Genomic DNA, 14,262 nt, shown 5'->3' with positions numbered 1-14,262 from the left:
CCGCCAGAGCGGTCCGCAGGCCGGCGCAGGGAGTCACCCGTGGACAGGAAAACCGATCTTACCGCGACCCGCAGCCTCTCCGTGTCCATCATCGGTTCCGGGGGCACCGGGGTGGTGACCTGCGGAAAAATACTCCTGGAGAGTATTGCCCGGATGGGTCTCTATGCGCTGCTGGCGCGCTCGTCGGGTCCGCAGATCCGCGGCGGTGAATCCGCCATCATGCTGCGTCTGGCCGAGCAGCCGGTGGAGAACCTGGATGACCGCTTCGATCTCCTGTTAGCCCTGGACTGGCTCCACGTCGACCGCTTTGCCGACGAGCTGCCGGTCGGTGCCGACACGATCATCCTGCATGACAGCGACAGGGGCGACATACCGCCGTGCTTTGACGGCGCGACGCAAAGACGGATCGCCACGCCGCTGACCCGACTGGCCGAAGCGACGGAGAACGGCCGCGCCAACATGGTGGGGCTGGGCCTGCTGGGGCAACTGTTGGGTATACCGCTGGAGACGCTGTGCACCGCCGCCTGCGATCTGCTGAAACCGAAAGGCGAGACCATCGTCGGTGCCGGCCTGCGCTGTATTGAGCAGGGTTACGCCGCGGCACCGCCCGCCCCCCGGCCGCTGCCGCTGAGCGCCCCCGTGGTGCCTCCAAAACGCTGGAATATCAGCGGCAACGAGGCGTGCGGCCTGGGCGCCCTGCAGGGCGGCATCCGCTTTGTCGCCGCCTACCCCATCACCCCGGCCAGCGAGCTGCTGGAGTGGCTGGCGCCCAACCTGGAGCGGCTGGGCGGCGAACTGGTGCAGGCGGAGGATGAGCTGGCCTCCGTCAACATGATCATCGGCGCCTCCTTCGGCGGCATCCCCGCCCTCACCGCCACCTCCGGTCCCGGCCTCAGCCTGATGATGGAGGGGCTCGGCCTGGCCGTGGCCAGCGAGACGCCGATTGTGGTCAGCAACGTGATGCGCGGCGGCCCCTCCACCGGCATCCCGACCAAATCCGAGCAGTCCGATCTCAATCTCGCCCTCTACGGCCTGCATGGCGACGCCCCACACCTGGTGCTCGCCGCGCTTTCCATCCGCGATAGTGTCTTTACCACCGAGTGGGCGGTGAAGCTGGCCGAGACACTGCAAACCGTGGCCATTGTGCTCACCGACCAGTTCCTGGGGCAGGCTCGGGCGGTGATCGATCCGCCCCGCGCACCGGGATTGAAAGGCAGCCGCAAGCGGGCAGTGGATCGGACCCATTATCAGCGCTACACCCTCACCGATGACGCGGTCTCGCCGATGGCCATCCCGGGGGATGCCGGCTGCATGTTTACTGCCGATGGACTGGAACACGACCAGCGGGGGACGCCCTCGGCGACCGCCGCCGACCATCAACAGCAGCTGGACAAGCGGCGTGACAAGCTGACCGGTTTCGATTACGGCGATGACTGGGCCGAGATCGGCGGCGCAGGGGCTATCTGCCTGATCACCTGGGGCTCCGCCAGCGGCGCCGTGCGGGAGGCGGCTGAACGGCTCACCCGGTCCGGTCACCCGACACGCAGCGTGGCGCTGCGCCTGCTTTCGCCGATCCCCGAGGCGGCGTTCCGCGCGGCCATCGCCGACGCGTCCCATCTGCTGGTGGTGGAACAGAACCACGGCGGTCAGTTCTATGACCACCTCAACGCGCGCAAGCTGTTGCCGCCCGGTGCCGGCTCCCTGGCGCGCCCCGGTCCGCTGCCGCTGCGGCCCGGGGAGATCGTCAACCGCGTAATGCAAGGAGCATAAGATGCACGGCCCACCTCCCCTGCCATCCCTGAAGCCGAAGGATTACAAGTCGGACGTCAAGCCGGTCTGGTGCGCCGGCTGCGGCCACTTCGCCGTGCTCAGCGCCATCACCAAGGCGCTGGCCCAGCTGGCCCTGCCCCGGGAGCAGGTGGCGGTAGTCTCCGGCATCGGCTGCTCATCCCGGTTGCCCGCCTACACCCATGTCTACGGTTTCCACGGCATTCACGGCCGCGCCCTGCCCCTCGCCAGCGGGCTGAAGGCGGCGCGGCCGGAGCTGACGGTGCTGGTGGCCGGCGGCGACGGCGACGGTTTTTCCATCGGCGGCAACCACTTCATCCACGCCTGCCGGCGCAACCTGGACCTCACCTACATCGTCATGGACAACCAGGTGTACGGCATGACCAAGGGGCAGGCCTCGCCCACCACGCCGCCGGACTGGACCGGCAGCCGGCTGACGCCCCACGGCACCGGGCTACCTGGTTTCAACCCGGCCGCCATCGCTCTGGCCGCGGGCGCGGGCTTTATTGCGCGGGGATTTTCCGGTGATCCTGGCGGACTGACCGAGCTGCTGATCCAGGGGATCGAGTATCCCGGCTTCGCCTTTATCCATGTGCTGAGCCCTTGCATCACCTACCATCCGGAACAGCGGGCGTGGAAACAGACCGTGCATGAGCAGAGCGGGGCCACCACCGCCGATCCGTTGCTGGCCGCCCAGCATCTGCAGCAGGGGGATCAGCTGGCCACGGGGGTGTTGTTCCGGGCGCCACCCCCTGCCGGGTCCGCAACGCCGGCGCGCCGACAACCGATCACCACCGACCAGCTGGCGGCACGGTTCGTTGTCCCGGATCAAAATTGACTCCGACCCGGTAAAGTACTGTCGGCGGCGCTATGCCCGAGGGGCAATCTTTTCCATATTTCGCCCGCATATCCTGGCCTCGGCGGTACAAGTCTCTCCCTGGAATAAAAAGGCCCCGTGGTAGCGGGGCCTTTTTATTCCGGATTGCAGACAGGATCAGGCGGTGATGCGCTCGTACTTCTCCAGCAGCTCCTCATGGGTCTCTTCGTGATCCAGATCCTTGGGGATACAGTCGACCGGACAGACCTCCACACACTGCGGCTCGTCGTAGTGCCCGACGCACTCGGTGCAGAGATCGGGGTTGATCTCATAGATCTCGTCGCCCTGGGAGATGGCCCCGTTCGGGCACTCGGGCTCGCATACATCGCAGTTGATGCACTCGTCAGTAATCATTAATGCCATAACACAAACTCCTGAAAGAGGTCCTTCACCTCATATCTTCTAGGTTAAACCGGTTGCTTGCCGTTAAGCGCCTCGATAACGAGGGGATGGACAAACTCTGACACATTCCCCCCCAGGGCGGCAATTTCCTTTACCAGGCTTGAGGAGATATAGGCGAACTGCTCGGCCGGGGTGAGGAACATGGTCTCCACCTCCGGCGCCAGTCGCCGGTTCATCCCCGCCAGCTGGAACTCGTATTCAAAATCGGACACCGCGCGCAGACCACGCAGGATCACGTCCGCCTTGCACTGCCGGGTGAAGTCCACCAGCAGGATATCGAAGTCGATGATCTCGACCCGGTCCACGCCGGCCAGCACCCGGTTGGCCAGATCGACCCGCTCCTGAAGCGAGAAGCGGGGACGCTTGCCGCTGCTGGCCGCCACCGCCACGATCACCTTGTCAAACAGCTTGGCGGCCCGCTGAATCAGGTCGGTATGACCGTTGGTGATGGGATCGAATGTACCTGGGTAGATTGCAATGGCCATGGCGTAGGTCCTTCGTCTTTGATTGCCCGGATCGGCGCCGTACCCGTCGGCAATCGCATAACGACAGAAAAATTATGGTAACGGATGACGGCGATGGTTCGATTTCGGCGCCGTACCTTACCGCGAAGAGACCGATCCCCGGCGTAACGCGGATCGAGCCCATTTTATTCCCCAGGGTGCGAGATAATAGTATCGGATGTGACAAAGTCAAATGAGAAATCGCATTTTCCCGATTTTTTTGTCCAGGGATGGATGTAGGGGCAACCCCCCGTGGTTGCCCGATGTTCCCGGGCATCCGGAAAAAGGGCAGGCACAGCGGCGAACCCGCAGCGCCGGGGATCAGCGGGTATAGAGCGCGTAGGCCACCTGACCGGCCTTTTTCTCTTTCAGCCGGATCCAGTGCGCGGGGAATTCGGGGGCTGGGCCGTGCAGGTCCCACTCCAGGTAGATACGCGGATCGCTCCCCAGCCAGCCGCGCCGCTCCAGTTTGCCGCAGCACTCTGTAAGCAGGTGATCGGCGAAGGGGGGGTCGAGGAAAACGATATCGAACGGCCGTGGCTCCCGATCGAGCCAGTCCAGTGCATCCGCCTGCTGGATATCCATCTGCGTAAGCCCCAGCAGCGCCCGGTTGGCCTCCAGCTGGCCGGCCACCCGCGGATCCTGCTCCAGCAGGGTCACCGCTCCGGCGCCGCGGGAAGCCGCCTCAAAACCCAGCGCGCCGCTGCCGGCAAACAGGTCCAGACAGCGCGCCCCGGGGAGCAGCGGCTGCAGCCAGTTGAACAGGGTCTCGCGGGTGCGATCGGCGGTGGGACGCAATCCGGGACTGTCGGGAAACTCCAGGCGCCGCCCGCGATGCGTCCCGCCGATCAGGCGTATCTGGTTGCGCTGTCCGGCGCCCGGGCCGGAACCCGATCCATGCTGTCGCGGTTTCACCAACGGCTTCAGTTGGCCGGCGCCGGCGTCTGCTCATTGCCCACCACCACGGTGAGCAATTGATCCGGCTTGATGCGGCGCTGGAAGGCGTCGCGGATCTGTTCGCTGGTGACGCTGTTGATGTTGTCGACAAAGGTATCGAGATAGTCCAGCGGCAGGTCGTAGAAACCCAGCATGGCGATGTACTCCAGGATCTTGCTGTTACTGGCGATGCGCAGCGGGAATCCACCGGTGATGTTCTGCTTGGCGGCGGTCAGCTCCGTCTCGCCCGGTCCCTGCTCGATAAACCGGGCCAGGGTCTGGCGGATCACCTCCAGGGTCTCCGCGGCCTTGGCGTTCTGGGTCTGGGCGCCAATCAGGAACGGGCCGTTCCGGCGCATGGGTGAGAAGTAGCTGTAGACACTGTAGGAGAGGCCCCGTTTCTCCCGCACCTCGTCACTCAGTTGCGAGACCAGGCCGCTGCCACCGAGGATATGGTTGCCCACGTAAAGCACGAAGTAGTCCGGATCACCCCGCTGCATGCCGGGCTGCCCCATCAGGATATGCGACTGGCTGGAGGGGAACGGCAGGACCAGGGTCCGCGAGGCCTGCAGATCGGACACCTGAGGCAGTTCGGGCGCCCGCTCTCCCGGCTGCAGACCGCTGCTGACCAGCTCCGCCAGATGCTCGGCCTCGGCGCGCTCCACCGCGCCGACAATGGCGATCACCGCATTCTTCGCCACATAGTATTTTTTATAGTGGGTGATCACATCCTCGCGGGTGACGCGCGCCAGGGACTCCTGGGTGCCCTCCACCTGGGCGGCATAGGGATGCTCCCCGAACAGGGTGTGCATAAAGGTCCGTTGGGCCACCGTGCCGGGTGACTGCTCGTCATGATTCAGCGACACCAGCATCGCCTTGCGGTTGCGCTCGAAGGCCAGCGGATCGAATCGCGGCGCGCCCAGCACCTGGGCCACCGTGTCCATGGTCTCGGTCAGCGCCCGCTTCTCGGTCAGGGTGCGCACGGTCAGCGAGGCCATGTCGCGCTGAGAGCTGGCCGACATCTTGGCACCGACGCTGTCCAGCCGCTGGGCGATCTCATCGGCATCCCAGTCACCGGCCCCCTCTTCCAGCAACGCGCTGGTGAGTGAGGCGACACCGGGAATGGCCCCGCGCGCACTGCCGCCATCGAACACCACCCGCAGATCCAGCATAGGCAGCTCCGGGGCCGGTACGAACAGCACCCGGGCGCCCTTTTCGGTGGTCCAGCTCTGGATCGCCGGCGCGGCCCAGAGCTGGACCGGGAGCAGCATCAACAACAGTACCAGCATTCCAAGGGCTCGCGCCAAAATAAGTTTCGGTATTCGGTCGCAACTGGACCCCGCTGGCGGCGTTACGCTTTTTGGCAAGGGAACGGCCATTGCCTGCAAAGCGTGCCTTGCCAACGGAGCCCAGTTACGCCCTCGGTACTGCGAAATTATTCTTGCGCGAGCCCTAAATCCCATCGTCTTAACTCCCATGACGTCCCCCTGTCGAGCTGCGCACCGGTTTGCCGTCGTCCATCGGCAGCGGCTGCAATAGGGTGACGGTCAGATTCTCATCCCGCAGGTAACGTTGCGCCACCTCACGCACCTGTTCCGGGGTTACCTTCTTCAACTCCTCCACATACTGGTCGATCAATCGCCAGTCGAGCCCGATGGTCTCCAGCGTGCCGATCTCCATCGCCTGATAGAATACCGAATCGAGCTCGAACACCTTGGAGGCGATCACCTGGGTCCGCACCCGCTCCAACTCCTCTTCGGTCACCGGATCGCTGTGCAGGCGAGCGATCTCCTCACGCAATGCCTTCTCCAGTTGGCCGATGTCGCGACCCCTGGCCGGGGTCCCGTCGAGCGTCAGCATCCCCGGCAGGCGGGTGAAGGCGTTGTAGCCGGCGCTGGCCGAGACGGCCACCTCGCTGCCGCGGACCAGATTGCGGCTGAAGCGGGAGCTGTTGCCGCCATCCAGTATCGCCACCAGCATCTCCAGCGCATAGGGCTCCCAGGGACGCTCCGCCGAGGTCGCTGCCGGGGTCTTGTAGCCCATTAGCAGGTAGGGTTCATTAGCGGGTATTTTGACCACGGAACGGACCTCGCCCTTCTGTGGCGGCTCCCGCAGCGGCTTGAGTACCGGTATCTGCTCCTGCTTCAGCGGACCGAAATACTTCCTGGCCAACTGGAATACGGCTTGCGGCTCCACATCCCCGACCACCACCAGGGTGGCGTTGTTGGGTGCATACCAGCGCCGGTACCAGGCGGCCAGATCCTCCACCCGCATCTGTTCCAGGTCATTCATCCAGCCGATCACCGGGTTGGCATAGGGCAGGCTACGGTAGCTCAGTGCCGTGAACTGTTCATAGAGCTGCCCGGTCGGCTTATCCTCGGTACGCAGGCGGCGCTCCTCCTTTATCACCTCGATCTCCTTGGCGAACTCCTCGGCCGGCAGGGTCAGATTGCGCATCCGGTCCGCCTCCAGCTCCAGGGAAATCTCCAGCCGGTCGTTGGACATGGTCTGGAAATAGGCGGTGTAATCGCGCCCGGTAAAGGCGTTCTCGCTGCCGCCGTTGGCGGCAATGATGCGGGAGAACTCACCGGGAGGATGGCTCTCGGTCCCCTTGAACATCATGTGCTCAAGGGCATGGGAGAGGCCGGTGAAGCCGTCCGGTTCGTAGGAGGACCCCACCTTGTACCAGACCTGGGAGACCATGATCGGCGCCCGGTGATCCTCCTTGACGATCACTTTCATGCCGTTATCGAGCACGGTCTCGTGCACCAGGTTTTCCGTCACCAGGGATTCGGCCAATACCGGGCCGGAAAGCAGCAGCAACGCTGCACTGAGGAGTAGTCTCATAATGTGTTCCATGACACCCTGTGCCCGACATCGGCGCAACAGGGATAGGTTGATTCCCCGCAAAATGTTACGATCCGACTTTAGCATTTAAAACCGACCGGCGGATTATTTTCACAGTGCGGCACTGGATCCAACATTGGGTCCAGCACCGGATTCCCTTACAAGAGACAAGAGCTGTTGTCATCAGTTCAATGGCATAGCGGATAAACCAGCATGTTTGGATTTGGAAAGAAAACACCCCCCCAGGAGACCCCGAGCGAGCCCGCCAGTGCCGCGGAGCCGGAGGTAAGGCCAGAAGGGAAAGAGGGCCTGTTTGCCCGCCTCAAGAACCGCCTGGTAAAGACCCGCAGCAACTTCACCGATGGACTGGCCAATCTGGTACTGGGCCGCAAGAGCATCGATACCGACCTGCTGGAGGAGCTGGAGACCCTGCTGCTGATGGCGGATGTGGGGGTGGACGCCACCAGCCGCATTATCGATGACCTGACCGGACGGGTAAGACGCAAGGAGCTGTCCGACCCGGAACGCCTGACGGCGATACTGAAGCAACAGCTGGAGCAGATCCTCAACCGCTGTGAGCGACCGGTCCGCCAGGCCGAACCCGGCAGACCCCAGGTGATCCTGATGGTCGGCATCAACGGGGCCGGCAAGACCACCACCATCGGCAAGCTGGCCAAGCGGCTGCGGGACGAGGGGCAGAGTGTCATGCTGGCCGCCGGGGATACCTTCCGCGCCGCGGCGGTGGAGCAGTTGCAGAGCTGGGGCGAGCGCAACGGCATCCCGGTGGTGGCCCAACACACCGGTGCAGACTCCGCCTCGGTGATCTTCGACGCCCTGCAGGCAGCCACCGCACGTGGCATCGATGTGCTGATTGCCGATACCGCCGGACGCCTCCACACCAAGGGCAACCTGATGGAGGAGCTGGCCAAGATCGCCCGGGTGATGAAGAAGATCGATCCCGACGCCCCCCACGAGGTGATGCTGGTGGTGGATGCCACCACCGGACAGAATGCGCTCAATCAGGCGGTCCAGTTCAACCAGACGGTGGGCCTGACCGGCATCACCCTGACCAAGCTCGACGGTACGGCCAAGGGCGGCATCGTCTTCGCCATCGCCGAGAAGCTCGGTCTGCCGATCCGCTTTATCGGGGTCGGCGAAACCATCGAAGACCTGCGCCACTTTGACGGCACTGAATTCGTCAACGCCCTGTTTGCGGAATAGACCCAACATAGCCACTGCCTATGATCCACTTTGACAACGTCACCAAACGCTACCCCGGCGGACATGAGGGGCTGAGCAACGTCAGCTTCCATATCGATCCGGGCGAGATGGTGTTTCTCACCGGACACTCGGGCGCCGGCAAGAGCACCCTGCTCAAGCTGATCGGACTGCTGGAGCGGAGCACCCGGGGGCAGGTGCGGGTGGCCGGGCGCAACCTGACCCGGCTGGGCCGCGGCCAGATCCCCTATCATCGCCGCGAGGTGGGCATGATCTTCCAGGATCACCGCCTGCTCCATGACCGCACGGTGTTCGATAACGTCGCCATGCCGCTGGTGGTGGCCGGCCTCGGGCATATCGAGATCGGCCGCCGGGTGCGCGCCGCGCTGGACAAGGTGGGGCTGCTCTGTAAGGAGAAAAACCTGCCAGTCACCCTCTCTGGCGGCGAGCAGCAGCGGGTCGGTATCGCCCGCGCGGTGGTGAGCAAACCGCCCGTGGTACTGGCCGATGAGCCCACCGGCAACCTGGACCCCACCCTCTCCCGGGAGATCATGAACCTGTTCGAGCAGTTCAACGATGTCGGCGTCACCCTGCTGATCGCCACCCACGATCTGGAACTGATCTCGGGCATGAACCGGCGCATCCTGGTACTGGAAAAGAGCCGCCTGGCCCGGGACAACGCCGCCGAGTCGGTCAACTGATGCGCAGACCCCGCAAGCGACAGTCGGCCCGCATCAGCCCCCGCAGTTCGCTACGTGCGGACGTCTGGCTGATGCGCCACCTGCAAGTGGCGCTGGCCAGTCTGGGACGCCTGATCAGGACCCCCCTCTCCACCCTGATGACCACCCTGGTGATCGGCATCGCCCTGGCGCTGCCGTCCGGCCTCTACCTGCTGCTGGGTAATGTGGAATCACTCAGCGGTCACTGGGACGGTGCCGCCAGCATCTCGCTGTTCCTGACCCAGGAGACCAGTGACGAGCAGGCGGGCAGCCTGGCCAGCCAACTGCGGCGCGACCCGGCCATCACCCGGGTCCGACTGATCGGCCGGACCGAGGCACTGGACGAGTTCCGCCGGCTCAGCGGCTTTGCCGGTGTCCTGGATAGCCTGGAGGAGAACCCTCTCCCCTCCCTGCTGATCGTCGAACCGGCCGCGGATCGGACCGAACCGGCCGCGGCCGAGGCACTGCTCGCCAGGCTCAGGCAGCACAGCGAGGTGGAATTTGCCCAACTCGATCTGCAGTGGGTCAGGCGCTTTCACGCCATTACCGAGATCGCCCGGCGCGGTGTCATCATCCTGGCCACGCTGCTGGGACTGTCGGTACTGCTGATTGTCGGCAACACCATCCGCCTGGAGATCCAGAACCGGCATGCCGAAATCGAGATCACCAAGCTGATCGGCGGCACCAATGCCTTCATCCGCCGGCCCTTCCTTTACAACGGCGCCTGGTACGGTCTGTTTGGCGGCATCTCCGCCTGGCTGATGGTCGGCATCTCCCTGTTGCTGCTGGACAACCCGGTCGAACAGCTGGCCGGACTCTATCAGAGCGGCTTCCGGCTCAGCGGCATCGATTTCGCCACCCTGCTGGTCCTGCTCGGCGGCAGCACCCTGCTGGGGCTGATCGGCTCGTGGATTGCCGTGGGCCGCCATCTCCACGAGATCGAACCCGCCTGACAGGGAACCAATCAGCAATTCTAAATATGGCAAGGCTTATCCTCAGCTCAGCATCTCTTGGCAGGGATTCATTTTTAGCCGAGAATTAATTTACTACGACCCCCTCCGGTGGTTTGGTGGGTACCAGAGGGGTGAGGCATTGCAAACGAATTGATTAACACCGGGCATAATGGCTGGGCGGGAGCCTGGAGAACCACGGATTCACACAGATAAACACAGATTCAGAATTCTGATCGCCTATCTGTGTGAATCCGTGTCCATCCGTGGTTCCTTGATTAACTGGGCCTGGATAATTAAACGACTATTGAAAGCCATATTTGGAATTGCCGGGAACCAATCTGGCCATTAGCACTCCCACCCCCCGAGTGCTAATATGTAGTAGCACCCTATATGCAAGAGTGCTAATATAATACCAGACCAAATAACTAGGGTATTTCAGATGAGCAAACAACTCGCTATCGCAAACACACTGCCAACCGGCAGTATCGATGCCTACATCAGCGCGGCCTACCAGCTGCCGATGTTGAGCGCCGAAGAGGAGCGTAGCCTGGCGGTGAGACTGCAGGAGCAGGGGGACCTGGAGGCGGCCCGCACCCTGGTGATGTCCCACCTTCGCTTCGTCATCCGCATCGCCCGCGGCTATGCAGGTTATGGTCTGGCCCTCCCCGACCTGATCCAGGAGGGAACCGTTGGCCTGATGAAGGCGGTGCGCCGTTTCGATCCCGATCACGGGGTTCGCCTGGTCTCCTTTGCCGTGCACTGGATCAAGGCTGAAATCCACGAATACGTCCTGCGCAACTGGCGCATCGTCAAGGTCGCCACCACCAAGGCGCAGCGCAAGCTGTTCTTCAACCTGCGCAGCTCGAAGAAGCGCCTGGGCTGGTTCTCTCAGGAAGAGGTCGAGGGCGTCGCCAGGGATCTGGGTGTCAAACCGGAAACCGTGCTGGAGATGGAGTGCCGCCTGAACAACCACGACCTGGCCTTCGACGGCATTGATAACGGTGATGACGATCAGGCCCCGGCCCCGGCCGCCTACCTGGCCGATATGCGCATGGAGCCCTCCCGCCAGTTGGAGAGCGTGGACAGTGAGGCAAACGACAAACAACAGCTCTATCTGGCCCTTGAAGGACTGGACGAGCGCAGCAAGCAGATCCTTGAGGCGCGCTGGCTGGCGGAGAAGAAGATGACCTTGCATGAACTGGCGGATAAATACGGAGTCTCGGCCGAGCGCATCCGCCAGATCGAAAAGGCCGCCATGGGTAAACTGAAGGCCCATCTCATCGCCTGAACTGCTGCGGAACATGAATAATATTTCATGTTCCGCAACGCCGCCTGGATCAACAGGCAAAATATTTCACACTTCCGACACAAAAAAAGCAGAAAAAAACTATTTTTACTTGCGTTTGTAACTGTATTTTTTATTGTACTTACAGTTAGTTACATGAACTTCCAGCCTCTATCATAGCGCTTTGCATTTTTCCATATCCTGTTGACCCCAGCATACCCTAGCCGTTATGCTCTCTGCTCGAATCCTTAAACAGTGGCATTTAAAGGGTTTTTGTCTCGGTTCAGCGTGAACCGCGAGTTGCTGGAACGCCCTCAAAACGGCATTAACCCACATGCAATACCCAGAACGACATGAAATATTTTTCATTTTCTCCGGGTTGCATGACTTGAGTTACCACAGGTTTCGCGCGGTAATAATTAAAATGTATAGTAGTGATCTGCGTTGGCGGTGTACGGCATGCCGGTACCCTTCAAATGCACGACTCACAAGAACTTACAGACAGAGCATTGAGGAGTGATCATACGTTATGAATATTAAAAAAAGCGTAACCGCCCTGGCCATCGGCGTCGCACTCACCCTGGGCGCGGCGGGACAGTCCCTGGCGGCGGAGCCGATCAAGATCGGCACCTTCCTGGCCGTGACCGGCCCGGCGTCGTTTCTCGGCGATCCGGAGCTGAAGACCCTGCAGCTGTACATCGACAACATCAACGCCAAGGGCGGCATCGACGGCCGCCAGGTGGAGCTGATGCACTATGACACCGGCGGCAATGCCAAGGAGGCGGTCAACTTCGTCAAGCGCCTGATCCAGAAGGACAAGGTGGACGTGATCGTCGGTGGCTCCACCTCCGGTTCCAGCCTCTCGGTGATGCCGCTGGTGGAGAAGGCCGGGATCCCCTTCATCTCCCTGGCCGGGGCGGTCAGCATCATCGAGCCGGTGCAGAAGTGGACCTTCAAGACCCCCCATACCGACCGCATGGCGGCACAGAAGATCTACGAGGACATGAACCGTCGCGGTATCGCCAAGGTGGCCCTGATCAGCGGCAACGGCGGCTTCGACAAGTCCGGGCGCAACCAGAGTCTGGCGATGGCCGCCAGTTACGATATCGAGATCGTCGCCGATGAGCAGTACGGCGCCAAGGATACCGATATGACCGCGCAGCTGGCCAAGATCCGCGACACCGACGCCCAGGCGATCCTCAACTTCGGCTTCGGTTCCGGTCCGGCGATCGTCACCAAGAACGTGCGTCAGCTCGGCATCACCCTGCCGCTCTACCAGTCCCACGGCGTCGCCTCGAAGAAGTACATCGAGCTGGCCGGGGAAGCGGCCGAGGGCGTACGTCTGCCGGCGGCCGCCCTGCTGGTGGCCGACCAGTTGCCGGAGAGCGATCCGCAGCGCCCGGTGCTGCTCGGTTACAAGAACCTCTACGAGAGCAAGTTCGGTGATGTCTCCACCTTCGGCGGCCACGCCTATGACGGCCTGATGATCGCCCTGGAGGCGATCGATCGCGCCGACTCCACCGACAAGGCCAAGGTGCGTGACGAGATCGAGAAGACCAGCAAGTTCCCCGGCACCGGCGGGGTATTCAACATGAGCCCGAGCGACCACATGGGCCTCGGCCTGGACGCCTTCCAGATGCTAGAGATCAGGAACGGTGACTGGACCATTGTGAAGTAAGTCGACGACCGGCGGTCCGGTGACGACACCGGGCCGCCGACTGCCCGCAGGGAGCGGCTTCGCCACCCAACCAACCCGTATTACAACCCGGGAGTGCCGCAGCGCCAACCTGCCTCAAGCACGTTTATTTGTGCAGGTGCGGTTCGCTGACCTCCCTGACACAGGATTTTTCGGATGTTCGATCTGATCCTCCAGTTTCTGCTCACCGGGATCACCGTAGGTTCGACCTATGCCCTGGTGGGGCTTGGCTTTGCCATCATCTACAACTCCTCGGACGTGGTCAACTTCGCCCAGGGCGAGTTCGTGATGATTGGCGGCATGAGCGCGGTGGCGCTCTCCGCCGGTGACGCCGGCCTACCGCTGTGGGCCGCCGCCCTCGGCGCCGTGCTGATCACCACCCTGGTGGGCATGGCGCTGCAGCGCTTCGCCATCGCCCCGGCCCGCGGCGCCTCGGTGGTCACCACCATCATCATCACCATCGGCGCCTCCATCTTCCTGCGCGGCGTCGCCCTGCTGGTGTGGGGCAAGGACCTGTTCGCCCTGCCCCCCTTCTCCGGCAACACGCCGATCCAGATCGGCAACGCCACCGTGCTGCCCCAGAGCCTCTGGGTCATGGGCGGCGGCGTCGCCCTGGTGCTCGGCGCCCAGTACTTCTTCAACCGCACCACCCTGGGCAAGGCCATCCTCGCCTGCTCCTGCAACAAGACCGCCGCCCATCTGGTGGGCATCAACGTCGGCGTCATGTTGCTGCTGGCCTACGGCATCGCCGCCGCCATCGGCGCCATGGCCGGCATACTGATCGCCCCGATCACCTTCACCTCCTACGACACCGGCGTCATGCTCGGTCTCAAGGGCTTCTCCGCCGCCATCCTCGGCGGCATGGGCAACCCCATGGGCGCGGTCGCCGGCGGTCTGCTGCTGGGAATCATCGAGTCCCTCTCCGCCGGTCTCATCTCCTCCGGTTACAAGGACGCGATCGGCTTCATCATCCTGCTGCTGGTGCTTTTCTTCCGTCCCAGCGGCCTGTTCGGCAAAGCCTCGGTCGAGAGGGTCTAA

At 62.9% G+C, this 14,262-nt stretch carries 13 protein-coding genes; 8 read left to right on the top strand and 5 right to left on the bottom strand.

Annotated features, from left to right (window positions below; translation table 11 throughout):
- Positions 1-39: 39 nt before the first annotated feature.
- Entirely contained in the window at positions 40-1,770 is a 1,731-nt protein-coding gene (locus tag NPX02_RS07115) for a 2-oxoacid:acceptor oxidoreductase subunit alpha (protein WP_260292775.1), read from the top strand.
- Between the two features lies 1 nt (position 1,771).
- Positions 1,772-2,626, top strand: coding sequence for a thiamine pyrophosphate-dependent enzyme (locus tag NPX02_RS07110; RefSeq protein WP_260292774.1), 855 nt, complete (start codon positions 1,772-1,774; stop codon positions 2,624-2,626).
- A 156-nt stretch (positions 2,627-2,782) separates the two neighbouring features.
- Here NPX02_RS07110 and NPX02_RS07105 read toward each other — a convergent pair whose 3' ends face one another.
- From NPX02_RS07105 to NPX02_RS07085, 5 genes are all read right to left on the bottom strand, one after another.
- Complete coding sequence (locus tag NPX02_RS07105) at positions 2,783-3,028, bottom strand: YfhL family 4Fe-4S dicluster ferredoxin (protein WP_260292773.1); 246 nt, start codon at positions 3,026-3,028, stop codon at positions 2,783-2,785.
- A gap of 44 nt (positions 3,029-3,072) precedes the next feature.
- On the bottom strand, positions 3,073-3,552 hold the full coding sequence (gene coaD, locus NPX02_RS07100; RefSeq protein ID WP_260292772.1) for a pantetheine-phosphate adenylyltransferase: 480 nt from the start codon (positions 3,550-3,552) through the stop codon (positions 3,073-3,075).
- Positions 3,553-3,891: 339 nt separating this feature from the next.
- Positions 3,892-4,485 (bottom strand): 16S rRNA (guanine(966)-N(2))-methyltransferase RsmD, encoded by a 594-nt coding sequence (rsmD, locus tag NPX02_RS07095; protein ID WP_260292771.1) that lies wholly within the window; start codon positions 4,483-4,485, stop codon positions 3,892-3,894.
- Positions 4,486-4,493: 8 nt separating this feature from the next.
- Positions 4,494-5,795 carry a M16 family metallopeptidase gene (locus tag NPX02_RS07090; RefSeq protein WP_260292770.1) on the bottom strand — a complete coding sequence of 434 codons (1,302 nt, stop codon included), beginning with the start codon at positions 5,793-5,795 and terminating at the stop codon, positions 4,494-4,496.
- A 178-nt stretch (positions 5,796-5,973) separates the two neighbouring features.
- On the bottom strand, positions 5,974-7,353 hold the full coding sequence (locus tag NPX02_RS07085) for a M16 family metallopeptidase (RefSeq protein WP_260292769.1): 1,380 nt from the start codon (positions 7,351-7,353) through the stop codon (positions 5,974-5,976).
- Positions 7,354-7,566: 213 nt separating this feature from the next.
- Here NPX02_RS07085 and ftsY point away from each other — a divergent pair, with 213 nt between their 5' ends.
- The 6 genes from ftsY to NPX02_RS07055 all read left to right on the top strand — a co-directional run bounded on the left by ftsY (position 7,567) and on the right by NPX02_RS07055 (position 14,262).
- On the top strand, positions 7,567-8,574 hold the full coding sequence (gene ftsY / locus NPX02_RS07080) for a signal recognition particle-docking protein FtsY (RefSeq protein WP_260292768.1): 1,008 nt from the start codon (positions 7,567-7,569) through the stop codon (positions 8,572-8,574).
- Between the two features lie 20 nt (positions 8,575-8,594).
- Positions 8,595-9,272, top strand: a complete 678-nt coding sequence (gene ftsE / locus NPX02_RS07075) for a cell division ATP-binding protein FtsE (protein WP_260292767.1) — start codon at positions 8,595-8,597, stop codon at positions 9,270-9,272.
- The gene (ftsX, locus tag NPX02_RS07070; protein WP_260292766.1) at positions 9,272-10,243 is read left to right on the top strand and encodes a permease-like cell division protein FtsX; all 972 of its coding nucleotides are present in this window, start codon (positions 9,272-9,274) and stop codon (positions 10,241-10,243) included. The genes ftsE and ftsX overlap by 1 nt, the downstream gene beginning before the upstream one ends.
- A gap of 439 nt (positions 10,244-10,682) precedes the next feature.
- A complete protein-coding gene (gene rpoH / locus NPX02_RS07065; RefSeq protein ID WP_260292765.1) occupies positions 10,683-11,531 on the top strand; it encodes an RNA polymerase sigma factor RpoH in 849 nt (282 codons plus the stop codon).
- A 526-nt stretch (positions 11,532-12,057) separates the two neighbouring features.
- A complete protein-coding gene (locus tag NPX02_RS07060; protein ID WP_260292764.1) occupies positions 12,058-13,206 on the top strand; it encodes an ABC transporter substrate-binding protein in 1,149 nt (382 codons plus the stop codon).
- Positions 13,207-13,380: 174 nt separating this feature from the next.
- Positions 13,381-14,262, top strand: coding sequence for a branched-chain amino acid ABC transporter permease (locus NPX02_RS07055; RefSeq protein ID WP_260292763.1), 882 nt, complete (start codon positions 13,381-13,383; stop codon positions 14,260-14,262).

The organism is Sedimenticola hydrogenitrophicus (genome assembly GCF_025175675.1).
Lineage (GTDB): Bacteria > Pseudomonadota > Gammaproteobacteria > Chromatiales > Chromatiaceae > Sedimenticola > Sedimenticola hydrogenitrophicus.
Note: the sequence above shows the minus strand (reverse complement) of the source record. Positions and strands in the feature narration are given on the sequence as shown.